Origin of the sequence: Streptomyces sp. MS06, assembly GCF_047200655.1 — a bacterium.
GTDB lineage: Bacteria > Actinomycetota > Actinomycetes > Streptomycetales > Streptomycetaceae > Streptomyces.
This window is the reverse complement of the sequence record NZ_JBJZOJ010000060.1, coordinates 16004-39805: the sequence shown is the minus strand read 5'-3', so window position 1 is coordinate 39805 and position 23802 is coordinate 16004. Positions and strand designations below refer to the sequence as shown.

Sequence of the window (23802 nt, the reverse complement as noted above, 5' to 3'; positions counted from 1 at the left end):
GGCCCCTCCGACGAGCCGCCCGCGCCGAAGCGGTACGCCGCGCCCGGACCGCCGCCGTGCGCACCGCCGGTCCCGCGCCGCCGCGCCCGCCGGACCGCGTCCGGACCGATGCCCGTCACCTCGGTTCGTCCCGCCCCGACGCACCTCTGCCCGCCCCGCGGCCGACGGCTGCAGGGCGACCCCGCGAACACCTCAGGCGTCCCGATGGAACCGGGGGACGCCTCGCGTGCATGAACACGGTGACTGAGGTCACTCGGATTTCGTGTGCACTCGGGGGCCCTTTCCGACGTCTCTTCCAGTGCCGGTCCCGTCGGCCGCCCCGCCCCCGGGGCGACGGTCCAGCCGTCCCGCACGGATCCGCCCGTCCGCAGTTCCGCCCCACTCGTCCCGAAAAGCCCAACCCCCTCCCCCCGTCCCGCCGTTCCAAGGGAGCAAGGCGTTGTCCACCGTCATCGAGCAGCTCGTCGAGGCTCGGCTCGTCGCCGCCGCGCCACGTGTGCCGACCATCTCCGCGACGCTGCAGTACGACCCGCGCGACCCCTTCGCGGTGCGCATCACCTTCCCGGCTCCGGCCACCCTGGAAGGAGTGGAGGTGTGCTGGACCTTCGCCAGGGAACTGCTCGCGGCCGGCCTGGAACGCACCGAGGGGCAGGGCGACGTGCGGGTGCGCCCCTACGGGTTCGGGCGCACGGTACTGGAGTTCCACGCCCCCGAGGGCGCCGCCGTCGTCCACCTCCACTCCACGGACGTCCGCAGCTTCCTCGACGCCGCAGAGAGCCTGGTGCCGACCGGACTGGAGTATCTGCGCCTGGACATCGACCGCGGTCTGGCGGAACTGATGCGCGACCCGCTCTGAACCGGCCGCGCCCGGGCGGCGATTAATCCGATTGACCGCCCACGGACCCCCTCCTACGGTGGAGACGGTTCTGCTGCCGTCGACAGGAGAAGGACGTTGCTCGTCTGAGGTCTTGGGACACCGCGTCACACCCCGTGGGGTGTCGGCGTGGCGTGCGATCTCGGCGACCGAGCCCCTCCCCCGGCGCAGGCCCATCCCTCTGCGGCTGCCTCGCCTTCCGGACCTGCTCCCGGACCCGCCTCGTACGGTGACCGCCTCGCGGTGTCTCGACACGCGTTCGATCCCACCGCATCACACCACCGCGAGGTCTCGTGTCCGCTTCATCCCTCACCTGCACGTCCCTGAGCTTCGAATGGCCCGACGGCACCCCCGTGTTCGACGGGCTCGACGCCGCCTTCGGCACCGGCCGGACCGGTCTCGTCGGCGCCAACGGCTCCGGCAAGTCGACCCTGCTGAGAATCGTGGCCGGAGAGCTCACCCCATCCGGCGGCTCCGTCCGCGTGACCGGCGAGGTGGGCATGCTCCCGCAGAACGTCACCCTCGACACCGCGCTGCGGGTCGACGAAGTGCTCGGCATCGCCGCACGGCGCACCGCACTGCACGCCATCGAGGCGGGCGAGGTGTCCGAGGCGCACTTCGAGGCCGTCGGCGACGACTGGGACGTCGAGGAGCGGGCTCTCGCCGCCCTCGGCGAAGTCGGCCTCGGCCACATCGGCCTGGACCGCACCGTCGGCGAGGTCTCGGGCGGCGAGTCGGTGCTGCTGCGGCTGGCCGCGCTGCTGTTGCGCCGCCCGGACGTCCTGCTGCTCGACGAGCCGACCAACAACCTGGACCTGTACGCCCGGCGCAGGCTGCACGCCGCCGTCGCGGCCTGGACCGGCGTCCTGGTCGTGGTCAGCCACGACCGGGAACTGCTGGATCAGGTCGACCAGATCGCCGACCTGCACTCCGGGGAGATCACCTGGTTCGGCGGCACGTTCTCGGAATACCGGGAGGCCCTGGCCGTGGAGCAGGAGGCGGCCGAGCGCACGGTCCGCGCGGCGGAGGCCGACCTGCGCCGCCAGAAGCGCGAACTGGTGGAGGCGCAGGTCAAACTGGCCCGCCGCAGGCGCTACGGCCAGAAGATGGCCGAGGAGAAACGCGAGCCGAAGATCGTGATGGGGGCGCGCAAACGGGCCGCCCAGGTGTCCGCGGGCCGGCACCGCGCCGTGCACGAGGAGCGCCTCGCCGGGGCCAGGGAACGGCTCGACGAGGCGGTGGAGGCCGTGCGGGACGACGACGAGATCCGTGTCGACCTCCCGCACACGGCCGTCCCGGCCGGCCGGACCGTGCTGACCCTGCTGGATCTGCAGCCGGCCCACGGTGCCCGGATCCGGGGCGGTCTCGATCTGCGCGGGCCGGAGCGGGTGGCTCTGGTCGGGCGGAACGGAGCGGGCAAGACGACGCTGCTGCGCACCATCGCCGGGGAGCTGCCGCCGGTCGCCGGCGAGGTGCGGGCGCACGTTCCGCTGCGGTTCCTGCCGCAGCGGCTGGACGTTCTCGACGACCGGTTGACGGTCGCCGAGAACGCCGCCAGGTTCGCTCCGGAGGCCACCGCCAACCGGGTCCGGGCCCGCCTGGCCCGCTTCCTGTTCCGGGGCGCCCGCGCGGACCGCAGGGTGGCCGGCCTGTCGGGGGGCGAGCGCTTCCGGGCGGCGCTGGCGGCGCTGATGCTGGCCGAACCCGCTCCGCAGCTGCTGCTCCTCGACGAGCCCACCAACAACCTCGACATGGCGAGCGTGAAGCAGCTCACCACCGCGCTGGAGTCGTACCGGGGCGCACTCGTCGTGGCCAGCCACGACCTGCCGTTCCTGGAGTCCGTGGGCATCACCCGCTGGCTGCTGCTGGAGGGAGGGGAACTGGAGGAGACCGAGCCGGGGCGGCTGGGCCGGGCCGGAGCGGAGCGCCCGCCCGGGAGCACCGCCTGACGGTGGGGGTTCCGCAGCGCCCTCCCGGCCTGCATCATGGCCCACCGGTGCCGCATGATGGCCCACAGAACCGTTCCGCCGATCCGGAGACCTGCTCGTGCCCAGCCAGAAAGCCCTCGTCCGCCGTCCCAGCCCGCGCCTGGCCGAAGGCCTGGTGACCCATGTCGAGCGGGAGACGGTGGACGTCGGGCTCGCCGTCGAGCAGTGGGAGGCCTACGTCGCGGCGCTGGCCGCCCACGGCTGGGAGACGGTCGAGGTGGAACCGGCCGACGACTGCCCGGACTCCGTGTTCGTGGAGGACACGGTGGTGATGTACCGGAACGTGGCGCTGATCACGCGGCCGGGGGCCGAGTCCCGGCGTGAGGAGACCCCCGGAGTCGAGCAGGCCGTGGCCCGCCTGGGCTGCTCGGTGAACTGGATCTGGGAGCCGGGCACGCTGGACGGCGGCGACGTCCTGAAGATCGGCGACACGCTGTACGTCGGCCGCGGCGGCCGTACCAACGCCGCGGGTATCCAGCAGCTGCGGGCCGCCTTCGAACCGCTCGGGGCGCGCATCGTCGCGGTTCCGGTGAGCAAGGTGCTGCACCTGAAGTCGGCGGTGACCGCGCTGCCGGACGGCACGGTCATCGGGCACATCCCGCATGTGGACCGGCCCTCGCTGTTCCCGCGCTTCCTGTCCGCTCCGGAGGAGTCCGGCGGGCACGTGGTGCTGCTGGGCGGGGACCGGCTGCTCATCGCGGCGAGCGCACCGAAGACGGCGGAGCTGCTCACCGATCTCGGCTTCGAGGTGACCGTGGTGGACATCAGCGAGTTCGAGAAGCTGGAGGGCTGTGTGACATGCCTCTCCGTGCGCATGCGGGGGCTCTACGCCTGAACGGGTGATCCCCTCCCTCTTCCAGCCCCGGGACCTGCGGGTCCCGGGGCTGTCGGAATGAGCCGGAGGAAGCCGTTCCACCTGCGCTGATCAGCGATCTTTACATCACCCTTAACCTACGGACTCGTAACCTACGGACTCGTAGCCTACGATCCCGTAAGTTCCGGCGCCGGCCGCCGGAGGCTTCCGCTCCGCTTCGCGTCCCCCTGGAGTTCTCCGTGTCGCTCACCTCCCCCGCCCTGGGCAGCCCCGCCGCCTGGACCGACGCCCGGCTGCTGTATGCCCTGGAGGAAGTGGTCGAGCAGGAACTCAACCGGCATCTGAAGGTCGCCAAGGACTGGATGCCGCACGAGTACGTCCCCTGGAGCGACGGGCGCAACTTCCCCGGCCTCTTCCCGGACGGCGAGGCCTGGGACAAGGAGCAGTCCCGGGTCACCGACGTCGGGCGGACCGCCCTGGTGGTCAACCTGCTGACCGAGGACAACCTGCCCAGCTACCACCACGAGATCGCCACCCTGTTCGGCCGGGACGGCGCCTGGGGCACCTGGGTGCACCGCTGGACGGCGGAGGAGGGCCGGCACGGCATCGTGATGCGCGACTACCTGCTCGCCTCCCGCGCCGTCGACCCCGACCAGCTCGAACGTTTCCGCATGACGCACATGAGCGAGGGCTTCCAGTCGGACAACCGGCACTCGATGCTGCACTCGGTGGCCTACGTCGCCTTCCAGGAGCTGGCCACCCGCATCTCCCACCGGAACACCGGCCACCAGTCCGGCGACCCGGTCTGCGACCGCATGCTGGCCCGCATCGCGACCGACGAGAACCTGCACATGGTGTTCTACCGGAACCTCCTCCGGGCGGCGTTCGAGATCGCCCCCGACCCCACGATGTCCGCGGTGCGGGACGTGGTGGTGAACTTCCGCATGCCCGGGCACGGCATCCCCGGCTTCGAGCGGGCCGCCGCGCAGATGGCGATCGGCGGCGTGTACAACCTGCGCATCCACCACGACGACGTACTCCAGCCCGTCCTGCGCTTCCTGAAGGTCATGGACATCGACGGGCTCGGCCCCGAAGGGCGCGGCGCGCAGGAGGAACTGGGCCTGTTCCTGGACGGCCTGGACGGCGAGGCCGCCAAGTTCGACGAGCGGCTCGCGGCGCGGCGGGCGCGCATGGAGGCCCGCGGGAAAGCCTGACCTCCCCGCCCTCCGGAGCCGCCGTCAGCCGGACGAGCGCCGGAGGGCCAGGCGCTCCTTCTCGGACAGGCCGCCCCAGACGCCGAAGCGTTCGTCGTGGTCGAGGGCGTACTCCAGGCAGGCGGCACGGATCGGGCACAGCCCGCAGATCCGCTTCGCCTCCCGTACCGAACTGCCCGGCTCGGGGAAGAAGAATTCTCCTCCGGTCTGTGCGCACAGGGCCTCCTCCTGCCAGACGAGGTCGGGTGCGGGGATCGTGTCGATGAGCATGGCCGGAAGCCTGCCGCGCGGCGCGAAACGTTCGATCAACGCGCGATCAACGCGGACTCCGCCGGGGCCCGGCGGAGTCCGCGGGACCGGCGGGGTCCATGGTTCCGCACCGAGCGCGCCCCCGTCACGGCGGCACGCTGCGGCACGCGTGCGGCGGCGGATGTCGGTGGCGGGTGCCAGACTCGGCAGAGCGGACAACGAGACCTCCCCGGCACAAGGAGGGCGACGATGCTCACCACCCGATTCGTCGACGGCGCCCCGAACTGGATCGACCTCGGCACTTCTGACCTGGACGGAGCCACCCGCTTCTACGGCGAGCTGTTCGGCTGGCACTTCGTGTCGGCGGGCCCCGACGCCGGCGGCTACGGATTCCTCCAGCACGAGGGCCGCACCGCCGCGGGTGCCATGCAGACCCCGCCGGGACAGGGCAGCCCTCCCTCGTGGACGGTGTACTTCCGCACCCCGGACGCCCGGGCCACGGCCGACGCGGCCGAGCGGGCGCACGGGCGCGTGCTGATGCAGCCGACGGACGTGATGGGCCAGGGCCGGGTGGCGGTCCTCGCCGACGAGGCGGGGGTGCCGTTCGGGCTGTGGCAGCCGGAGGAGACCAGGGGCGTGGACGTGGCCGGCGAAGCCGGCTCCCTGTGCTGGGTCGAGCTGTACACGGCGGACATCGCGGCCGCGGCCGCCTTCTACCACGCGGTGCTGGGCCTGGAGACCTCGGCGGTGCCGTTCGGGGGCGCCACCTACACCTGCGTGAACCCCGCCGAGGGCGGCGAGGAGGCCATGTTCGGCGGCATGGTCCCGCTGGCCGACGACCCGGCGGAGTCCGCGGCGTACTGGCTGCCGTACTTCGAGACGCCCGACGTGGACGCGGTGGTCACCGCGGCGGAGAGGCTGGGCGGCACCGTCCGGGTGCCCGCCGCCGATGTCGAAGGCGTCGGACGGATGGCCAGACTGGCCGACCCGTACGGCGCGCGCTTCGCGGTGATCAGGAGCGCCGCGGCGCAGGCCTGAGACCCTGCCGCTGCCGGACCCGCGCCCGCCGCGCCAGCCGGCGCCGGCGCCCGTGCCGGCCTGCCCGGCTTCCGGCTCCCGGCTCCCCGCCCCCCGCTCCCGGCTCCCGGCTCCCGGCTCCCGGCACGGGGGGTGACCGGCGTCGGGCCGCTCAGGCCGAGCCGCGGCGGACCAGCGTCGTCGGCAGCACCATGCCGGACGGCGCGTCCGGGGCGCCGGGGCCGGTCGTGCCGTCCTTGACGCGGCGCAGCAGCAGGCGCGCCATGAGCCGGCCCATCTCCTCGATGGGCTGGCGGACCGTGGTCAGCGGCGGGTCGGTCTGCTCGGCGAGCGGCAGCATGTCGTCGAAGCCGATCACGGCCACGTCCTCGGGCACGCGCCGCCCGCGGGCACGCAGCACGCGCAGCGCCGCGGAGGCGGTGAGGTCGTTCGCGGCGAACACGGCGTCCAGGTCGGGGCGGCGGTCGAGGAGCGCGCCCATCGCCCGCTCCCCGCCGGCCGGGGTGAAGTCGGCCTCCTCGACCAGTCCCTCGTCGGCACCGGTCATGACGTCGCGGTAGCCGGCGAGCCGGTCCACGGCGGAGGTCTGGTCGAGCGGGCCGGTGATGTGCGCGATGCGGGTGCGGCCGAGCCCGGCGAGGTGCCGTACGGCGTCACGGGCGCCGCCGCGGTTGTCGCTGTCGACGTGGAGGGGCTCCGCCCCGGGTTCGGCCCAGCCGGGCCGCCCGCCGAACACGGTCGGCAGTCCGGCGCCCCGGATCAGACCGGGCAGCGGGTCGTCCAGGTGCAGCGAGAAGACCAGCGCCCCGTCGACGTGACCGCCCGCGAGGTAGCGGCCGACGCGCGTGTGGTCGTCGCGGCCCTCGGTCAGCAGCAGCACGAGCTGGTTGTCGTGGGCTGCCAGTTCCTTGCTGATGCCGCGCAACTGGAGGGCGAAGAAGGGGTCGGTGAAGACCCGGGTCTCCGGTTCCGCGATGACCACGGCCACGGCGTCGTGCCGCCGGGTGACCAGGCTGCGCGCGGCCTGGTTGGGGACGTAGCCTAGCTCGTCCACCGCCCGCAGCACCCGCTCGACGAGCGGCCGCCTGACCCCGAATCCGCCGTTCACGACGCGGGACGCGGTGGCCCGGGACACGCCGGCCCGCTCGGCCACGGCCTCCAACGTGGGACGCGGGGCAGTCTCGGTCACTTGGGGCTCCTCACCGGCGATTGCCGCTCAGGATAGCCGCGGGTCGCAGGCAGCCGCGGCGGGCGGTGGGAGCGTGGGCCGGGTGGTCTGCGGTCTGCAGGGCCGGATGGTCTGCAAGGCCGGGTGGTCTGCGGGCGGGAGGCTCGGCCGGCGGGACGGGCTTCGGGCCCGCGGCGCGGCACCGGGAGCCGACCGGTGTTCAGGAGCCGCCCGGCGCGGGCCGCGCCCTCCGCGCCCGGCTCGGCTGCACCCGCATCGGCTCGCCGGGCATCTTCGGGTGCTCCGGCGGGTACGGCAGATCGGCGAGTCCGTGGTCGCGCTCGTCCCGGGCTGCCAGGTCCAGCAGGGCCTGGAGCGAGTAGGCGTGCCGGTCCATGTCGGCGTGCACGTCGCCGAGTTCGGCGAAGCGGGCTGGCATGGTCGCCAGGTCGAAGTCCCGGGGGCGCGCGTCGCCGACCTCCTCCCAGCGCAGTGGGGCGGAGACCGGGGCGTGGGGGTGGGGGCGTACCGAGTAGGCGGAGGCGATGGTGCGGTCGCGGGCGGTCTGGTTGTAGTCGAGGAAGACGCGCTCACCGCGCTCCTCCTTCCACCACCTGGTCGTCACCAGGTCGGGCATCCGCCGCTCCAGTTCGCGGCCCACGGCGATCGCCGCCCGCCGCACCTGGGTGAAGGTCCAGCGGGGTTCGATCGGCACGAAGACGTGCAGCCCGCGCCCGCCGGACGTCTTGGGCCAGCCCCGCAGTCCGCCGAACTCGTCGAGCACGGCGCGCAGTTCACCGGTGGCACGGACGGCGTCGGTGTAGTCGGTGCCGGGCTGCGGGTCCAGGTCGATGCGGAGTTCGTCGGGATGGTCGACGTCCTGACGGCGCACCGGCCACGGGTGGAAGGTGAGGGTGCCGTACTGGGCGGCCCACACGACGGCGGCCTCCTCGGTGGGGCACATCTCGTCGGCGCTGCGGCCGCTGGGGAAGGTGATGTGGGCCCTGGGGATCCAGTCGGGCATGTTCCTGGGCGCACGCTTCTGGTAGAACCACTCGCCGGTCACGCCGTCCGGGTAGCGCTCCAGGGTGGTGGGGCGGTCGCGCAGCGCGCGCAGGATGCCCGGTCCGACGGCCCGGTAGTAGCGGGCGAGGTCCAGCTTGGTGAAGCCGCGTTCCGGGAAGTACACCTTGTCCGGATGGGACAGCCGCACGGTCCTGCCGGCCGCTTCGAGTTCCACCGCGTCGCCCATGCGGACACCGTAGGCGCGCCCCGGCCACTTCGCACGGCGACTTCGCGGGGGTCGTCGCAGGGTCTGCGCACACCGGGCACGAGCGGCGCATCGCGCGCAGAATCGGAACCATGGATCTTCCGGTGATGCCGCCCGTGAAACCCATGCTCGCCAAGTCGGTGCCGACGATCCCGGCGGACATGCAGTACGAGGCGAAGTGGGACGGCTTCCGGGCGATCGTGTTCCGCGACGGCCCCGAGGTGGAGCTCGGCAGCCGCACCGCAAAGCCGCTGACCAGGTACTTCCCCGAACTGGTGGCGGCGTTGGCGGAGCGGCTGCCGGAGCGCTGCGTACTGGACGGGGAGATCGTGGTGGCACGGGAGGGCCGCCTGGACTTCGACGCGCTGACCGAGCGCATCCACCCGGCCGCGTCCCGGGTGCGGCTGCTGGCCGAGCGGAATCCGGCCTCCTTCGTCGCCTTCGACACGCTGGCGCTGCGGGACGAGTCGCTGCTCGACACCCCGCTGTCCGAACGGCGTGCGCTGCTGGCCGAGGCGCTGGCCGGGGCCGCTCCCCCGGTGCACCTGGCGCCGGCGACGGCGGACCTCGCGGTGGCGCGGCGGTGGTTCGAGCAGTACGAGGGCGCGGGGCTGGACGGAATCGTCGCCAAACCGCCCGACCTGCGATACCGGCAGGACGAGCGGGCCATGTTCAAGATCAAGCACGAACGGACCGCCGACGTCGTCGTGGCCGGGTTCCGTTTCCACAAGTCCGGGCCGGTCGTCGGCTCGCTCCTGCTCGGCCTGTACGACGACCGTGGCGTTCTCCAGCACGTCGGCGTGTCGGCGGCCTTCCCCATGAAGCAGCGCGCCCGGCTGGTCGAGGAGCTGGAGCCGCTGCGGATGGACGACGTGGCGGGGCATCCGTGGGCCGAGTGGGCGGCGGAGTCCGCCCACCGGGGGGCGCGCCTGCCGGGTGCGCCCAGCCGCTGGTCGGGCGGGAAGGACCTGTCCTGGGTACCGCTGCGGCCGGAGCGGGTCGCCGAGGTGGCCTACGACCACATGGAGAACGGCGCCCGTTTCCGGCACACCGCGCGCTTCCGCCGCTGGCGTCCCGACCGTACCCCGTCGAGCTGCACCTTCGCCCAGCTCCAGGAGCCGGTCCGCTACGACCTGGCCGCCGTGCTGGGCTCCTGACGGGCGGGCGACGCGATGCCGGCCGGGGCCGCACGGCGCCTGCCCGCCCCGGGCCGCGGGAGCGCCTCCCGGCTCCGGTCCGCCCGCGGCGCTGCGCGGGCGGTGGATCCATCGCGCCCGCCCGCCGGGGCGGCCTGTCGGCGGGCGCCGGGTACCCGAGTGGGGCACGGCCGCCCGTGCGGGGCACCGACCGTGCTCCGACCGGCCCATTCCCCGCGCGTCGGGCGGCGGGCGGGAAGGGTGAGCGGTGGACGTCCGACCGCAGGAGGCGCGACGGACACGACGGACGCAACGGAGAAGACGAACACGGCAGGCACGGAGGACACGGCAGGCACGGAGGACACGGCAGGCACGGAGGACACGCCGGGCACGGCGAGGACGACAGCGCGCGGACGGTGCGGAAGACACTCCGGGCGAGGGACGACAGGGACGAGGTGGCGACGATGGGCGGGAGACGCAGGGCGCGCGGACGGCGCGCGGTGACGACGGCGCTGCTCGCGGCGGCGACGGCACTCGTGATGGCAGCGGGCTGCACCACGTCGGGTGGCACCCCCGACGACGGGCGCGGCCACGACAGCGGCACGGCACGCAGCCGGGGACCCGAGCAGGGCTCGGTCCTCGCCGTGAAGATCGACAACGTGCGGGCGGCCCGGCCGCAGGCGGGTCTGGACGCCGCGGACGTCGTCTACGTCGAGCAGGTCGAGGGCGGACTCAGCCGCCTGATGGCCGTGTACGCGACCAGGCTCCCGGAGGTCGTCGGCCCGGTGCGCAGCGCCCGCGAGTCGGACCTCGAACTGCTGCGCCAGTTCGACCGGCCGACGCTGGCCTTCTCCGGGGCCCAGAGCAAACTGCTGCCGCTGATCGACCGGGCGCCGCTGCTGGCACGAACCCCTGCGGACTCGGACGGGGCGTGGTTCCGCGACACCGGCCGGCAGGCCCCGCACAACCTGTACCTGCACCCGGACGGGCTGCTGCCCTCCCCCGCGGGCAGGGCGGCCCTGACCACCGGCTTCCGCTACGGCCCGGCCCCCTCGGGGGGCACCGCGCAGGACCGGCGCACGGTGGACTACCCGTCCGCGGACTTCGCCTTCACCTGGTCCGCCCGCCGGCACCGCTACCTGGTCGACATGGACGGCAAGCGGGCGGTGACACCCGGCGGCGAGCCGGTGGCACCGGCGACGGTGGTGGTGCAGTACGTGGAGATCCGCCCGTCCGAGTACCAGGACTTCCTGGGCAACCACACCCCGTACACCGAGACCGTCGGCTCGGGAAAGGCGCTCGTGCTGCGGGACGGGCGCACCTACGACGCCACCTGGAATCGCCCGCAGGCCGCGGGGGGCACCGAGTTCACCGCACCGGACGGCTCACCGATGACGTTCGCGGCGGGCCAGGTGTGGGTGGTGTTCGCGAAGCGCTGAGCGGGCGCCGGCCGGGGAGCAGGCGGCCGGCGGAGTGGCCGTGCCGCCCCGGGCCCCGCCCGGGACCGCGTCCCGTGCGCCTCAGCGGAAGTCGCCGCCGTCCAGCACCCGCTCCGCACGGGCCGCGAGCCCGTCGGCACCGCAGGACCGCGCCAGGGCCAGTCCGCGCCGCAGCTCGGCGGCCGAGCGGGCGACGACGCCGTACTCCACGCGGGCTGCGGCGTGCTCGAACTGGCAGGGTGAGGACTCCAGATAGGCGACCGCCTGACCGGCCAGGCTGACCGCGCGCTTGCCGGTCTCCAGCGCGGCGGCGCAGCGCAGGGCCTCCCCGATGGCGGTGTCGGTACCGAAACGTTCGGCCTGGCGGCGGGCGTCCGAGGCGAGGCGCACCGCGCGGGCCGGGTCCTGGGCGGCGAGCGCACCGGCCAGGTCGACGGTCCAGGGGGCGAGCACCGGGTTGTGGCCGCCGCGCGCCGCGGCCGCCTTCTCGGCGGCCTCCAGTTCGTTGATGCCGTCCTCCAGTCGTCCCACGGCGAGCAGCAGCCGGCCGCGCACCGAGCGGGTGTCGGGCAGCACGATGGTCGACGGGTAGGGCGGCGCGAACCCGTACTGCTCGGCGACGGTCCAGGCCTCGTCCACGCGGCCCCGGGCCAGCAGGGTGTCGACCAGTCCGCAGGTGGCCGACCAGTACAGGGGCAGGCCGCGGCCGACCCGCTCGGCGAGGCGCAGCGAGTCCCGCAGGACCTTCTCGGCGTCCTTCAGGCGGCCCTGCCTGCGGTAGGCGAGGCCGAGGAAGGCGTGCGCCAGGGCGAGGTGGCCGCCGCTCCAGCCGGCCGAGGTGTAGGCGCGCAGGGCCTCGGCGAAGAGGCTTTCGGCGCGGTCCAGCCGGTCGGCGTAGGCGTAGCAGCTGCCCAGCATCATCAGCAGCTCGATGCCCCATTCCTGGTCGGTCCAGCCGAGTCCGGGGGCGAGGCGGCCGTTGACCATTGCGCGGTCGCACAGTTCGACGACCTCTTCGACGTTCTCGCCGTGGGTCATCGCGTCGAATCCGCGCAGGATGAGCAGGGCTCGCTCGGAGTTGTCACGGCCGGCGCAGGTACCGGCGAGCCGGGCGAGGCGCTCGGAGCGGCCGGGTGAGGCGGACTCGCCGTAGATGCCCTCCCACATGTACTGCACGGCCTGGAGCCGCAGCCGGGCGGGCCCGTCGCCTTGCCGGGCGGCCTCGGCCTCCACGGTGCGTACGGCCTCCTCCAGTTGGTCGTTGTGGAGCAGGGCCTGGGAGAGCCGGTAGACCGCGTCGACGCGGTCCGCGCCGTCGAGGCCGGGCATGGCCAGCGCGGTCCGCAGATGGCCGATGGTCCGGGCGGGCGCGGTGAGGAGGGTGGCGCGACCGAGCTCGTACAGCACCTGCGCGTGCACCTCGGGCGGGGGCGGCTCCTCCAGTGCGCGTTCGAGGCAGCGGCGGGCGGCGTCGGGGGCGCCGACGGCGAGGTGTTCGCGGGCGGCCTCGCGCAACTGCTCGACGAGTTCCTCGTCGTCGTCCGGGTGGACCTGCAGCAGGTGCCGGGAGGCGGCCGCGAGACCGAGGCCCGCGTCCGCGACGACCTGGGCGGCGATTCCGTGCATGGCGCGGCGCAGGGCGTCGGGGATGGAGTTGTAGACGGCGGTCGCGATCAGCGGGTGGACGAACTCCAGGTCGCCGTCGTCGGCCCGGCTGCCGGCCGGATCGGGGGCGGTGAGGATGCGGGCGTTGCACAGCAGTGCGGCGCAGCGGACGGCGTCGTCGTGGGCCATGGTGGCGAGGCGGGCCACCAGGTCGACGTTGATGCCGGTGCCGAGGATGGCGGCGGCCCAGGCGAACCGGGTCGCGTCGACGCCGAGTTCCTCCAGGCGGGCGACGAGTCCGCCGCCGCGTGCGGAGCGGTTCAGGGCGCGGAGTTCCCCGGCCGAGGCCTCGACGGGTTCCAGCTCGCTGTCCTGGACCTTGGCGAGGAGTTCGACGGTCTCGTAGGGGTTGCCGCCGGTGACGGCCCAGACCTCGCGGCAGAACGGGGCGTCCGCGTGCTCGCCGACGGCGGCGTGGGTGAGGTCGGCGACGGCCTTCGGGGTGAGGGCGCTGAGGTCACCGACGGGGCGCCCGGCCGCGGTGGCCGCCTCCAGCAGGCGGGCGCCTTCGCCGCGGATCTCGCCGGGGCGGCGGGCGATGACGAGCAGGACCGCCAGGTCGTGGAGCTGGTCGGTGACGGCGGCGAGCCAGCGCAGCGTCTCCTCGTCCGCCCAGTGGGCGTCGTCGACCAGCAGGACGAGGGGCCAGTCGCGTCTGGCGAGTCGGCGTACGGCGGCGACCAGGCCGTCGCAGACGCCCTGCGGGTCGGCCCGGCGGTCGCCGGGTTCCGCTATGCCGAGGGCGGGGCCGGCGATGTCGTACCAGTCGCCGAGGTACTCGCGGGCCTCCTCGGGCAGCAGCGACACCAGGGCCGGCTGGAGCAGGCGCCGGACGACGTTGAAGGGGACGGAGCGCAGGGTCTCGCCGCCGCGGGCCGACCACACGGTGCAGCCGCGGCTCTCCGCGATGCGGCGGGTCTCGGCCAGCAACGCGGTCTTGCCGAGGCCGGCCTCGCCCCGGAACACCAGCAGGCCGCCCGAGGAGGACCGGTCCGTGCACAGGGCGTCGACCGCCCGCGTGATGTCGGCGACCTCGTGGTCGCGCTCCCGCAGGGAAGCCGAGGCGGCCGTCGTGGGCCGGGCCTCCGTCATCCCGCTACCTCCCCAAGTCGCCCGGACGACGTACAGAACCCGAGGGTAGCCTTCCCGCGGCGGTCCCGGTGACCGGTCGGCGCACCTGTTGCCGTGATGGGTGAAAGAGAGTAAGGGGCCGTTGCCCGGGGACCGGTGGCGGTTCCGGTTGGCCGCCGACGCCTGTGCGTTGTCCGGGAACTGACGGTGCATCGGATCGGGCGGCCCGGTCCCGATCCGCCCGTCCGCGGAGCGACGTCCGCGCCGGGTAACGGGCCGGGGCGGACGGATCCGCGCGACGGCGGCCGCCACGGGGGACGGCGGACTGCGGGTGCCGGCGCACCGCTGCGGGCTGCGGGCTGGGGAGGACGGGCGCGGGCTGCGGGGTCGGACCGGGGGATGGATCCGATGCGGGCGGAGGCGAGACGGGCGGAGGCGAGACGGGCGGAGGCGAGACGCAGACTTCGCCGGCTGCCCCGGGAAGACGTCACGAGGGACTCGCGCAGGGGACTTCGGGGTGTCCCGGAACGGTCGTCACGGGCTCCCCCGTGGGGGGCTCTCATCGCCCTTTCACAGAGGCCTCATACGGTTGGCCCATGACGCAGGTGACTCCTCCCGGGTGGTACCCCGACCCGGGGCAGACAAGTGAGGCTCCCGCCACCGAGCGCTGGTGGGACGGCAGGGCGTGGACGGAGCAGACCCGGCCGGCGGACTCGGCGGCCGGGTGGGGGCAGGCGGGACCGCCACCGGCCGCCGGGGCGCAGCCGGTGGGACCGGGCTACGGCCCCGAGCAGCCTCAGCCCGGCTACGGCCCCCAGCAGCCTCAGCCGGGGTACGGCGCCCACCCGGCGCAGCCCGGTTACGGGCCCTATCCGGCGCATCCCGGGTACCCGGGTGTGCCGGCCGCGGGTCCCCCGCGGCGCAGGGTGCGCACGGGCATAGCCGTCGCCGCGGCCGTCGCGGTGCTGGCGAGCATCGGGGTCGGCGTGTGGGCGCTGACCAAGGGCGACGACGGTCCGGGCACCGCCCAGGGCCCGGCCGGCGGCCGGAACGGCGGCGGTGGCGCGGGGGGCCGGGGCGGCCCCTTCGGCGGCCCGGGAGGTTCCGGGGGCTCGGGAGACTCGGGAGGTTCCGGAGGTTCCGGAGGTTCCGGGGGTTCCGGGGGCTCGGGTGGTTCCGGGGGTGCCTCTCCCGCACCGCGGGAGTCGGGGGCTCCGGTGATCAAGAGCGGCGCGGTGCCCGACAGCCGGAACGGCATCAGCATCACCCTGCCCTCCGGCTGGAGCGGGCAGGAGACCGAGGCCGGCGCGGCGATGGGCTCCGACTCGACGTACGCCTGCCCCGGCGACACCTCCAAGACCTGCACGAAGGGCGGCGCGTACTCGGCACCGGCGTTCGCGCTGGGCACCGAGGGTTCCACGCCGGAGGAGGTCGCCAAGGCGGACATCGCCGCCAACACGGAGGAGTCCTACGGCGGCTCCACGTACGGGGCCGTCACCTCGCACCAGGTGCTGGCCTCCAAGGCGGTCACGGTGGCCGGGGAGAAGGGGTATCTCGTCCGCTGGAAGGCGGTCACCAGCAAGGGCGCCGACGGCGTGGTGGAGTCCCTGGTCTTCCCGTCCCCGGCGCACCCCCGGCAGCTGGTCGTGGTCCGGATCGGTGTCGACGCGGACCAGAAGGCGTCCCTCGTGGACGAGCTGACCCGGAGCATCAAGGTGTACACGGGAGGCGGCAACGGGCAGCGCGTCTGAACCGGCCGGAACCCGTCCGCACCGCACCCGCCGGTCGGCCGGGCGGGTCCCCCTCCGCTCAAGGGGGGCCCACCCGGCCGGGGGGTGCGCGCCGCCCCCGTCCCCACGGTGCGGCGCGGTCAGGTCGCCGTCCGGTCATTCCGGGGACGGCGGCCCGAGTCCTCAGGTCAGGCCGAGTGCGGGCAGCACGGCGGCCTCCACGAACCGGGCGAGGTACTCCGGGTCGGCGTACTCCCCCTCGAGGATCGGCCGCGCCCGCAGCACCCCGAACACCTGCGCGGGCACGTAGTCCAGTGCCGGGTGGTCGGCGGCGATCTCGCCGCGCTCCACCCCGCGCCGCAGGATCTCCTTCAGCGCGGCGATCTCCGGATCGACGAGCGCCTCCCGCAGTGCCCGCGCCAGCTCCTCGTCCTGGGTGACGGCGTGCCCGAGTGCCTGGAGCAGCTTGGTGTCCTTCTGCGACCAGGCACCCGCCGCGACCGCCACCCGGCGCAGGTCCTCGGCCAGGGAGCCCGTGTCGATGCCCTCCAGCCGCGAGCGGCGGCGCGAGCGCAGCGCCGCGACCACGAACTGCGGCTTGGTCCGCCACTGCCGGTACAGGGTCGACTTGCTGCAGCGGGTGGAGGCGGCGACGCCCTCCATGGTCACGGAGTCGTACCCGCATTCCCGTATCTGCTCCAGGACGGCGTCGAAGAACTCCTGCTCCCGCTCGGGCGTCAGCTTCGAGCGGCGCGACGCGGCGACCTGGTCGGGTCCGTCCGCGGCCTGCGACGTCATCGGTGCCTCTCCTCGCTGGTGTCCCGCGTCCGTCGGGGCCCGCGCTCCGGTGTGCCGAACCGGGTGCGCCCCACGTCCGCCGAGTCGATCGATACTCCAGTGTACCGGTACCGCGCCGTATCGGTACACTGGCGTATCGGTACGAAGCCGTATCGATGTGCGCGCCGCCCGGCGGACGGCGCGCACGGACCAGCAAGCACACGCACCACCGTCAGCGAAGGGGCCGGGGGATGACTGCCCGCACCGAGCCTGCAGAAACGGAGCCCGGCACACCGGCGAGACCACCCGTGGTCCGCGAACTCCTCCTCGTCGCCGGGCTCTTCCTCGTCTACAAGGTCGGCCGCCAACTGGCCGCAGACCACACCGGCGAGGCCTTCCGCAACGCCCACCGCGTCTGGGACGCCGAGCGGGCCGTCCACCTGCCCGGCGAGGGCCGGGTGCAGTCGCTGCTGCTGCACGGCGACGCCCTGGTACGCGGGGCGAACACCTACTACGCGGCCGTGCACTTCCCGCTCACCGTCGCCTTCCTGGTCTGGCTGTACCTGCGGCGCCCCGCGCACTACGTGTGGACCCGCCGGGCGCTCGCCGCCCTCACCGCGGCGGCCCTGGTGCTGCACCTCGCCTTCCCGCTGGCACCGCCCCGGATGGTCGCGGCCACCGGTCTGGTCGACACCGCCCGGGTGTACGGTCCGTCGGTCTACGGCCCGCCGCGCACCGACCATCTCTCGAACCAGTTCGCCGCGATGCCGTCCCTGCACTTCGGCTGGGCGCTGATGGTGGCCGTGGGCCTGATCGTGGCCACCCGGTCGCGCTACCGGTGGCTGTGGGCGCTGCACCCCCTGCTGACCCTGCTGGTGATCGTCGGGACGGCGAACCACTACTGGCTGGACGCACTCGTGGCCACTGCACTGCTCGGCGCGGTGCTCGCGGTGCTCCGCCCGCCCGGGCGCGCACCGGCGGCGCCGGACCGCACCACCGGACGGCGGCTGCCCGCCCTGGTGCGGCAGCGGCAGCGCACGCCGGACCGGGGGCGGCAGCCGGTGGGGGCGGGCCGGTGAGCGCCGCCGCGGGTTCGGCGCCGATCGCCGTGGTGCTGTCGCTGTTCTCAGCCGTCGCCTACGCGGCCGCCGCCGTGGCCCAGGAACGGCTGGCCGCCCGGTCTCCCGGCCGGCGGGTGCTGCGGCTGCTGGGCAGCGGGGCCTGGTGGTGGTCGGTGGTGCTGAACGCCGCCGGGGCCCTGCTGCACGTAGTGGCCCTGAGGTACGGCCCGCTCACCCTGGTGCAGCCGCTGGGCGCGCTCACCCTGGTCGCCGCGGTGCCGATGGGCGCGCGCCTCGCGGGACGGCGGGTCGGCGCGGGCGAGTGGCGGGGCACCGGCTGCACACTGCTGGGGCTGGGCGCCCTGCTGGTCACCGCGTCCGGCCCGGCACCCGACCACGTGCTGAGCGTGCCGGAGGCTCTGGTGGTGACGGGGGCGACGGCGGCGCTGATCGGGCTGCTGTCCCGGCCGGGCGCCCGCCCGGGCCTGCGGCACGCGACCGCGTCCGGGGTCGCCTCCGGCGTGGCCTCGGCGCTCACCCAGACCGTCACGGTCGCCGCGGCGGACGGATCGGATCCGCTGCTGAGCATGCAGGTCGCCGGGGTGGCGCTGCTGGTCGCCGTGCTCGCGGCGGGCGGACTGCTGCTGTCGCAGACCGCCTACCGGGGCGGACTCGGTGCGCCGCTCGCCATGGTGACGCTGGCGAATCCGGTGGCCGCCGCGGCCATCGGCGTGGCACTGCTGGGCGAGCGGCTGCGCGGTGGCCCCGCGGGGCTGCTGCTCGCGCTCGCGGGGGCGGCCCTGGCCGCCCGGGGCGTGATCCTGCTGACCCGGGCCGGGCACGGGGCGGCCGCGGCGGGCCCGGCCGCGACCCGGTCGGCTGCGGCCGGCCCCGGTGCGGCCGACCGGGTCGCCGCGGAACGCCGTCCGGCGCCGCTGCTCGCCCTGGACGGGGAGGCGGCGCCGGGTGCGGAGGCGCCGGTGCCCCGCCCGTCGGGGGCGGGGCACCTGACACGCCTGTGACGACCGTCAGCCCAGGCCGCGCGCGTCCTGCTTGAGGGCCGTGTCGACGGTCAGCGCCGTCGCGACGACCAGGCTCAGGAGCGGCTCGGGGAGCTGGTAGTGGATCTGCAGGACGTAGTTGTCCGCAGTGGTGAACATGGTCTTGGCGAGGCCTTCCCAGGTCTTGGTGATCCGGGCGACCTCGTTGTCGGCGTGGTCGACGATGGCGAAGTTCCAGGCCCGCCAGTTCTCCGCCTTGATCGCGCCGACCTGCTGGCCGTTCACCATCATCGCGAAGTTGATCTTCCCGAAGACGTTCTGCTGGACGATCTCGCCGACCGGCTGCCCGTCGGGCCGCTCCACGATCACCCGGGACTTGAATATCTTGCCCGGCCGGGTGAGCAGCAGCACGGGCCGGCCGTGCGCGTCCCGGATCTCCAGCTTGATCTTCATGTACTGGTCGATGCTGTACAGGAAGCGCACGACCTTGCGCAGCACGCTCTGCCCGACCTGGACGACCGCGCCGAGCTGGTTGCCGTTCTGATCCATGACCTTGTACTCGTTGGTCATCTCGATCAGCTTGGCCTTCTGGTTCACCACCAGGACCGGCTCGGAGAAGAGGGTGCCGCCTCCGGCTCCGCCGGCGGCGACCCCGGCCTGCTGCTGCACCTGGTGCTGCACCTGGTGCTGCACGCGCGGGTCGGGACCGGCCTGCTGCTGCGGCACGTGAGGGGCCTGCGGGGCCTGCGCCGGACCCTGCTGCTGGTCCGTGCTGGTGTGCTGGGTCCACTGGGAGCCGTCCCAGTAGCGGAGCGTCTGCGCGGCTCCGTGCGGATCGGGATACCAGCCTGCAGGAGTGTTCGATTGCGTGGTCACCGGGGCACACTACCCCGACCCGGTCGACCCCCGACCAGCCCCCCGAAGCGCGGGTTCAGCGGGCCGCGGCAGTCCCGGCGCCCGGAAGCGGCCCCTATCGCACACGCCCGTACGACTGTTGGCGACATGTCCGGAAACCGGCCGCCGGCCGATGAGCGGGGGTGCCGCGGCCGCGGCGCGGGAACCACCCGGCCCGGGCGGTGGAGCGGACGGCTCTCCCCGGCCGGACCGGGGCGCCGTCGGCGACCTGAACGCCGACGGTGCCCGCTCAGGCCCCGGGGGCGGGGACCACGCTGAGATGGCCGGCCGGGCGGCGGGCGCGCCGGTGGGGCGGCGGGATCGGGCGGCGGGGCTCGCGCAGGATCAGGGTCAGGCGCGTCCAGCCCAGTTGCTTCAGCATCGGTGACGTCTCGTCGACGATGCGGCACTCCGTGGCACCCCGCCGCGGATCCGGGTGGAACAGCGGCCGGACCGCGCCGTCCTGCTCCACGGCCTGTTCGCCGACCGCGCGGATCCAGTGCGGCAGCCCCTGCCGGTACGCGGCCTCCATCAACGGGTCCTGGGCGATGTCCCGGCGGATCGCCTGGAGTTCGCAGTCGTGCGGGTGCCGCTCCAGCAGGGTCCGGAAGTGCGCCAGCATCGGCAGGCACCAGCCCGACTCGTGCTCGTCCAGGACGAGGGAGGCGTCCGGATGGAAGAGCACGAACCGGAGGAAGTTGTCGGCCGGCATCGCCGTCGGGTGCGGGCCCACCTTCCGGAAGAGTGTCCGGAACGCGTCGTTGGCCGCCGCCACGTCCCAGTGTTGGTCGACGACGAACGACGGATGGGGGACCGCCTCCACCAAGGCGGCGTAGTCCTGCAGATACACCTGCGCCTCGGCGTCCTCGGGGACCGGCCGCGGCTCCGGCCGCTGCCCTCCTGCCTGAAATGCCATCGGGAGGTCACCCCTCTTGCCTATGCGGCCTTCTCGCGGCGCCCCGATCCTGGTGCCCCTGCACAAGTCGTGTCAACTATCGTGGCATTCCAGGCTCGTTGACGGCTGAAATTGGCCACAGTTGTGGCGAGACCTGGATGTGAGTTCGAACGACCGGATAATCTCCGGGCAGTTCACTCCCACCGCCGGTACGCGGCGCGACCTCCTGTGAGAGGGCTGTGAGAGACGTAGGAGACCTGTCGGTGACGGATGGCTTCGAGGTTCCGGGCGCCGCGGCGGCGTCCGCGCTGACCACCGCCGTCGCCCGAGTCGCCGCGCTCGCCGACCGGCTCGGCGTACCGCAGGCGGACGTCTTCGACACCGCCCGCCTGTCGACCGCCTGCGGGATCCCCGAGCCCGTGGTCAGGGCGCTGCTCGGCGGCCGCCCGGCCGGCGAACCCGATGTGCAGGCGCGCTTCCTGCAGCGGCTGGACCTGCTGCGCCGCACCCGGCTGAAACCGAACGGGCGCAGGTACACCCAGCAGGAGATCGCCGACGGCGCGGGTATGTCGCGGCAGCAGGCGGGCGCCCTGATCAACGGGGACCGGCGCCCCACCATGGAGCACTGCGACGCCCTGCAGCGGTTCTTCCGGGTCCACGCCGGCTTCCTCACCGCCGAGGACCCGGAGGCGCTGGCAGGTGCGCTCCAGCGCACCGAGCAGGAACTCCTGCAGAAGCTGGCCGACCGGGAGCGGGAGGCCGCGGAGGCCGCCGAGGACCCGCTGGAGCGGCTGCTCCAGGACCACGGCGTGCGCGGCATCGCCTGGCGGGCCGCGCAGCTCCCCACCGACCAGCACCGCGACAAGGTCGCCGAGTGGCTCGACATGTTGCTGGAGAGCGTCAAGCGGCCCGAGTCGTGAGCCGGGGTGAAGCGTGGGCATCGGTAAGGACATGCGCCGCCTGTGCGGCGAGCTGGTCGGCGAGCTGAACCTGCCTGCTCCGGCGCCGCCCGGCGACCTGCACGCGGCGCTGTGCGGGGCGATGAGCCGGCGCCGCGGCCGCCCCGTCCGCTTCCGCACCGCCCCCTTCCCGGTCGGGACCGCCAGCGGGCTGTGGCTCGACCTGGCCGACCAGGACCTGGTGGTGGTCGAGGAACGCACCGCGCCCGACCACCAGTTGGTGATCCTCGGTCACGAGCTGTGGCACATGTGGGCCGGGCACCGCACCCACCGCGGCGACGAGGGTGCCCCGGCCGCCGCCAGGATGCTGGGAGAGGACGCCGACCTGGGGGCGGCCGTCCGCGCGGTGGCCGCGCGCACCCACTTCGCGCGCGACGACGAGCGGGAGGCGGAGAGCTTCGGACTGCTGCTGGCCAGCAAGTGCCGCACCCGGCTTGCACCGCCGACCGGTCGCGGCCCGCTCGGCGGCGACCCCGTGGCGGGCCGTATCGGCGCGTCGCTCGGCTATCGCGGGAACTGACCCGCCGGCCTCCGCGGCACGGCCCCCCACCTCCGCGGCACGGCCCCCACCTTGGCGGCCGTCCCCGCGCCGGCTGCCGCGCGGGGCGCCGGACGGCCGGCTGCGCGCGGGTCGGCGCCGACGATTGTCAGTGGGAGGCGGCAAGCTGGAGTGGCGCCGCCGCACCGGGGCGCACGCGCCGCCCGGGCGCGGGAGACGACAACGCCGACACGGGGAGAGCCGAGCGATGCCGACCGCCGTACTGACCGACCGCGAACGCACCGCCGTTCAGGCCTATCTGCGCCTGCTGCACACCGTCCGAGCCGCCTTCGAGCGCGCCGGGGCGCCGCCGGACGGGCCACGGCCCGCCGTGCTCCCGCCGTCGGTGCTCGCCGAGGCGGAACAGGCGCTGACCGAGGCCGGGCTCGCGGGGAACGAGGAGGAGTTCTTCCGGATGCTGAGGAGTTGGTGCCCAGAGCGCTGACGGAGCACGGACGAGGGTCCGTTCAAGTGTGCGGGACCGTCACGGCGGTCGCCACCAGACCCCGTCGCACGGTCCACCGCCCCTCGAACGCCTGCACCGTGCGGCCGTCCACCCGGGGGCCCGCGACGAGCAGTTCGGCACGCAGGGTGCCGCGCGTCGCCTCCCCGGCGTCGGGCCGGAGGTCTATGTCGGCCTCCGCGAAGTCGAGCCAGCGGCCGGTCAGCGGGAACCACGCCTTGTAGACGGACTCCTTGGCGCTGAACAGCACCCGGTCCCACGGCACCTCGGGGTGGCCGGAGGCGAGCAGGCGCAGCCGCTGGACCTCGGCGGGCAGGGCCACGGAGGCCAGGACGCCGTCGGGCAGCGGTCCCCGCGGCTCGGCGTCGATGCCCAGGGAGGCCAGGTCGCTCGCGCGGACCAGGGCGGCCGCGGCGTAGCCGTCGCAGTGGGTCATGCTGCCGGCCAGCCCCTCCGGCCAGCGGGGCGCGCCGCGTTCGCCGGTCAGCACCGGCTGGGGCGCCACGCCGAGCTTCTCCATCGCGCGACGGGCGCAGGCGCGTACCGCGGCGTACTCGCGGCGCCGCTTGGGCACGGCCCGGGCCACCCGTTCCGCCTCCTCGGGGAACAGCAGCGCCTCGGCGGTCTCGTGCAGACCGTCGTCGCCGTGCGTCTCGACGGCGACGACGGTGCGCGGGAGCAGCTCCTCGATCACCGCGGGCCTCCGTCCTCGGGCAGGATGCGGCGCGGCCGGCCGGGCGGCTCGGACCGTCGGCGCCACTCGCGCGGGTAGCCCACCGAGACCTCCTCGAAGCGGACGCCCTCGTGGTGGGTGGTGCGGGGGATGTGGAGATGTCCGTAGACCATGGCCGCGACGCGGAAGCGGCGGTGCCAGTCGGCCGTCAGCCGGGTGCCGCACCACTGGGCGAACTCGGGGTGCCACAGCACCTCGGTCGGGTGACGGTCCAGCGGATAGTGGTTGACCAGGACGGTCGGCAGGTCCTCGGGCAGTTCGGCCAGGCGGCGCTCGGTCTCGGCGACCCGGGCCCGGCACCAGGCCTCGCGGGTGGGGTGGGGGTCGGGGTGGAGGAGGTACTCGTCGGTGCAGACGATGCCGGTGGACTGCGCGTAGGCCAGGCCCTCCTCCTTGGTCGAGCAGCCCTCGGGAAGCAAGGAGTAGTCGTAGAGCAGGAAGAGGGGGGCGACGGCGACCGGCCCACCGGGCCCGTCCCAGACCGGGTAGGGGTCCTCCGGGGTCAGCACGCCGAGATCGCGGCACACGGCGACGAGGTGCTCGTAGCGGGCGACGCCCCGCAGGGTGACGGGGTCGCTCGGGTGCGTCCACAGTTCGTGGTTGCCGGGCGCCCACACGACTTGGCGGAAGCGGCCGGCAAGGGTCTTCAGGGCCCACTGGACGTCGGCCACGGTCTCCGAGACGTCACCGGCGACCAGCAGCCAGTCGTCGTCGCTGTGCGGGTGCATCCGCTCCACCAGCTCACGGTTCTCCGCGTAGCCGATGTGCAGATCGCTGATGGCGAGCAGTTGCCCGGCGCCATCGGCCGTCGACGTCACGTCCTCC

The 23802-nt window shown here is 74.3% G+C and carries 22 protein-coding genes; 13 read left to right on the top strand and 9 right to left on the bottom strand.

Annotated features, from left to right (window positions below; genetic code table 11):
• Window positions 1-439 precede the first annotated feature (439 nt).
• From ACL02U_RS26505 to ACL02U_RS26490, 4 genes are all read left to right on the top strand, one after another.
• Window positions 440-856: an SsgA family sporulation/cell division regulator gene (locus tag ACL02U_RS26505; RefSeq protein ID WP_412793464.1), complete on the top strand. Its 417-nt coding sequence runs from the start codon at window positions 440-442 to the stop codon at window positions 854-856.
• A gap of 311 nt (window positions 857-1167) precedes the next feature.
• The gene (locus ACL02U_RS26500; RefSeq protein WP_412793463.1) at window positions 1168-2823 is read left to right on the top strand and encodes an ABC-F family ATP-binding cassette domain-containing protein; all 1656 of its coding nucleotides are present in this window, start codon (window positions 1168-1170) and stop codon (window positions 2821-2823) included.
• 97 nt (window positions 2824-2920) lie between these two features.
• The gene (ddaH, locus tag ACL02U_RS26495; RefSeq protein WP_412793462.1) at window positions 2921-3697 is read left to right on the top strand and encodes a dimethylargininase; all 777 of its coding nucleotides are present in this window, start codon (window positions 2921-2923) and stop codon (window positions 3695-3697) included.
• A gap of 218 nt (window positions 3698-3915) precedes the next feature.
• Entirely contained in the window at window positions 3916-4890 is a 975-nt protein-coding gene (locus ACL02U_RS26490) for an acyl-ACP desaturase (RefSeq protein ID WP_412793461.1), read from the top strand.
• A 24-nt stretch (window positions 4891-4914) separates the two neighbouring features.
• Here the strand turns inward: ACL02U_RS26490 and ACL02U_RS26485 are convergent, their stop codons facing one another.
• Window positions 4915-5160 (bottom strand): WhiB family transcriptional regulator, encoded by a 246-nt coding sequence (locus tag ACL02U_RS26485; RefSeq protein ID WP_412793460.1) that lies wholly within the window; start codon window positions 5158-5160, stop codon window positions 4915-4917.
• A 228-nt stretch (window positions 5161-5388) separates the two neighbouring features.
• On the opposite strand from ACL02U_RS26485, the gene ACL02U_RS26480 reads away from it, so the two are divergent.
• Complete coding sequence (locus tag ACL02U_RS26480; protein ID WP_412793459.1) at window positions 5389-6177, top strand: VOC family protein; 789 nt, start codon at window positions 5389-5391, stop codon at window positions 6175-6177.
• 151 nt (window positions 6178-6328) lie between these two features.
• Here the strand turns inward: ACL02U_RS26480 and ACL02U_RS26475 are convergent, their stop codons facing one another.
• Entirely contained in the window at window positions 6329-7366 is a 1038-nt protein-coding gene (locus ACL02U_RS26475) for a LacI family DNA-binding transcriptional regulator (RefSeq protein WP_412793458.1), read from the bottom strand.
• A gap of 199 nt (window positions 7367-7565) precedes the next feature.
• Window positions 7566-8597 (bottom strand): non-homologous end-joining DNA ligase, encoded by a 1032-nt coding sequence (ligD, locus tag ACL02U_RS26470; RefSeq protein ID WP_412793457.1) that lies wholly within the window; start codon window positions 8595-8597, stop codon window positions 7566-7568.
• A gap of 110 nt (window positions 8598-8707) precedes the next feature.
• Between ligD and ACL02U_RS26465 the strand changes: the two genes are divergently transcribed.
• Together ACL02U_RS26465 and ACL02U_RS26460 are read left to right on the top strand one after the other, a co-directional pair.
• The gene (locus tag ACL02U_RS26465; RefSeq protein WP_412793456.1) at window positions 8708-9772 is read left to right on the top strand and encodes an ATP-dependent DNA ligase; all 1065 of its coding nucleotides are present in this window, start codon (window positions 8708-8710) and stop codon (window positions 9770-9772) included.
• A 443-nt stretch (window positions 9773-10215) separates the two neighbouring features.
• Entirely contained in the window at window positions 10216-11190 is a 975-nt protein-coding gene (locus ACL02U_RS26460; protein ID WP_412793455.1) for a DUF3048 domain-containing protein, read from the top strand.
• 81 nt (window positions 11191-11271) lie between these two features.
• Here the strand turns inward: ACL02U_RS26460 and ACL02U_RS26455 are convergent, their stop codons facing one another.
• Window positions 11272-13947: an ATP-binding protein gene (locus ACL02U_RS26455; protein WP_412793454.1), complete on the bottom strand. Its 2676-nt coding sequence runs from the start codon at window positions 13945-13947 to the stop codon at window positions 11272-11274.
• Between the two features lie 575 nt (window positions 13948-14522).
• On the opposite strand from ACL02U_RS26455, the gene ACL02U_RS26450 reads away from it, so the two are divergent.
• A complete protein-coding gene (locus tag ACL02U_RS26450; protein ID WP_412793453.1) occupies window positions 14523-15677 on the top strand; it encodes a DUF2510 domain-containing protein in 1155 nt (384 codons plus the stop codon).
• Between the two features lie 162 nt (window positions 15678-15839).
• On the opposite strand, the gene ACL02U_RS26445 is transcribed toward ACL02U_RS26450, so the two are convergent.
• Window positions 15840-16454 (bottom strand): TetR/AcrR family transcriptional regulator C-terminal ligand-binding domain-containing protein, encoded by a 615-nt coding sequence (locus ACL02U_RS26445; RefSeq protein ID WP_412793452.1) that lies wholly within the window; start codon window positions 16452-16454, stop codon window positions 15840-15842.
• Window positions 16455-16684: 230 nt separating this feature from the next.
• Here ACL02U_RS26445 and ACL02U_RS26440 point away from each other — a divergent pair, with 230 nt between their 5' ends.
• Both ACL02U_RS26440 and ACL02U_RS26435 read left to right on the top strand, forming a co-directional pair.
• The gene (locus ACL02U_RS26440; protein ID WP_412793451.1) at window positions 16685-17512 is read left to right on the top strand and encodes a phosphatase PAP2 family protein; all 828 of its coding nucleotides are present in this window, start codon (window positions 16685-16687) and stop codon (window positions 17510-17512) included.
• Window positions 17509-18516 (top strand): DMT family transporter, encoded by a 1008-nt coding sequence (locus ACL02U_RS26435; protein WP_412793450.1) that lies wholly within the window; start codon window positions 17509-17511, stop codon window positions 18514-18516. The genes ACL02U_RS26440 and ACL02U_RS26435 overlap by 4 nt, the downstream gene beginning before the upstream one ends.
• Window positions 18517-18522: 6 nt before the next feature.
• On the opposite strand, the gene ACL02U_RS26430 is transcribed toward ACL02U_RS26435, so the two are convergent.
• Window positions 18523-19371 carry a phospholipid scramblase-related protein gene (locus tag ACL02U_RS26430; RefSeq protein WP_412793449.1) on the bottom strand — a complete coding sequence of 283 codons (849 nt, stop codon included), beginning with the start codon at window positions 19369-19371 and terminating at the stop codon, window positions 18523-18525.
• A gap of 268 nt (window positions 19372-19639) precedes the next feature.
• Complete coding sequence (locus ACL02U_RS26425) at window positions 19640-20305, bottom strand: hypothetical protein (RefSeq protein WP_412793448.1); 666 nt, start codon at window positions 20303-20305, stop codon at window positions 19640-19642.
• Window positions 20306-20547: 242 nt separating this feature from the next.
• On the opposite strand from ACL02U_RS26425, the gene ACL02U_RS26420 reads away from it, so the two are divergent.
• The 3 genes from ACL02U_RS26420 (at window position 20548) to ACL02U_RS26410 (ending at window position 22226) form a co-directional block, all read left to right on the top strand.
• Window positions 20548-21204 carry a helix-turn-helix domain-containing protein gene (locus ACL02U_RS26420; protein WP_412793447.1) on the top strand — a complete coding sequence of 219 codons (657 nt, stop codon included), beginning with the start codon at window positions 20548-20550 and terminating at the stop codon, window positions 21202-21204.
• 31 nt (window positions 21205-21235) lie between these two features.
• Entirely contained in the window at window positions 21236-21763 is a 528-nt protein-coding gene (locus ACL02U_RS26415) for a toxin-antitoxin system, toxin component (RefSeq protein ID WP_412793473.1), read from the top strand.
• 226 nt (window positions 21764-21989) lie between these two features.
• Window positions 21990-22226: a hypothetical protein gene (locus ACL02U_RS26410; protein ID WP_412793446.1), complete on the top strand. Its 237-nt coding sequence runs from the start codon at window positions 21990-21992 to the stop codon at window positions 22224-22226.
• 22 nt (window positions 22227-22248) lie between these two features.
• On the opposite strand, the gene ACL02U_RS26405 is transcribed toward ACL02U_RS26410, so the two are convergent.
• On the bottom strand, window positions 22249-22938 hold the full coding sequence (locus ACL02U_RS26405; RefSeq protein ID WP_412793445.1) for a 4'-phosphopantetheinyl transferase family protein: 690 nt from the start codon (window positions 22936-22938) through the stop codon (window positions 22249-22251).
• On the bottom strand, window positions 22935-23795 hold the full coding sequence (locus ACL02U_RS26400; protein ID WP_412793472.1) for a metallophosphoesterase family protein: 861 nt from the start codon (window positions 23793-23795) through the stop codon (window positions 22935-22937). Before ACL02U_RS26400 ends, ACL02U_RS26405 begins: the two co-directional genes overlap by 4 nt.
• Between the last annotated feature and the right edge of the window lie 7 nt (window positions 23796-23802).

What these genes read in the sequence shown, in the direction of transcription:
- ACL02U_RS26485 (WP_412793460.1), bottom strand. Translation starts at nt 5,160, where the DNA reads ATGCTCATCGACACGATCCCCGCACCCGACCTCGTCTGGCAGGAGGAG.
- ACL02U_RS26480 (WP_412793459.1), top strand. Translation starts at nt 5,389, where the DNA reads ATGCTCACCACCCGATTCGTCGACGGCGCCCCGAACTGGATCGACCTC.
- ligD (WP_412793457.1), bottom strand. Translation starts at nt 8,597, where the DNA reads ATGGGCGACGCGGTGGAACTCGAAGCGGCCGGCAGGACCGTGCGGCTG.
- ACL02U_RS26465 (WP_412793456.1), top strand. Translation starts at nt 8,708, where the DNA reads ATGGATCTTCCGGTGATGCCGCCCGTGAAACCCATGCTCGCCAAGTCG.
- ACL02U_RS26460 (WP_412793455.1), top strand. Translation starts at nt 10,216, where the DNA reads ATGGGCGGGAGACGCAGGGCGCGCGGACGGCGCGCGGTGACGACGGCG.
- ACL02U_RS26455 (WP_412793454.1), bottom strand. Translation starts at nt 13,947, where the DNA reads ATGACGGAGGCCCGGCCCACGACGGCCGCCTCGGCTTCCCTGCGGGAG.
- ACL02U_RS26450 (WP_412793453.1), top strand. Translation starts at nt 14,523, where the DNA reads ATGACGCAGGTGACTCCTCCCGGGTGGTACCCCGACCCGGGGCAGACA.
- ACL02U_RS26445 (WP_412793452.1), bottom strand. Translation starts at nt 16,454, where the DNA reads ATGACGTCGCAGGCCGCGGACGGACCCGACCAGGTCGCCGCGTCGCGC.
- ACL02U_RS26440 (WP_412793451.1), top strand. Translation starts at nt 16,685, where the DNA reads ATGACTGCCCGCACCGAGCCTGCAGAAACGGAGCCCGGCACACCGGCG.
- ACL02U_RS26425 (WP_412793448.1), bottom strand. Translation starts at nt 20,305, where the DNA reads ATGGCATTTCAGGCAGGAGGGCAGCGGCCGGAGCCGCGGCCGGTCCCC.
- ACL02U_RS26415 (WP_412793473.1), top strand. Translation starts at nt 21,236, where the DNA reads ATGCGCCGCCTGTGCGGCGAGCTGGTCGGCGAGCTGAACCTGCCTGCT.
- ACL02U_RS26410 (WP_412793446.1), top strand. Translation starts at nt 21,990, where the DNA reads ATGCCGACCGCCGTACTGACCGACCGCGAACGCACCGCCGTTCAGGCC.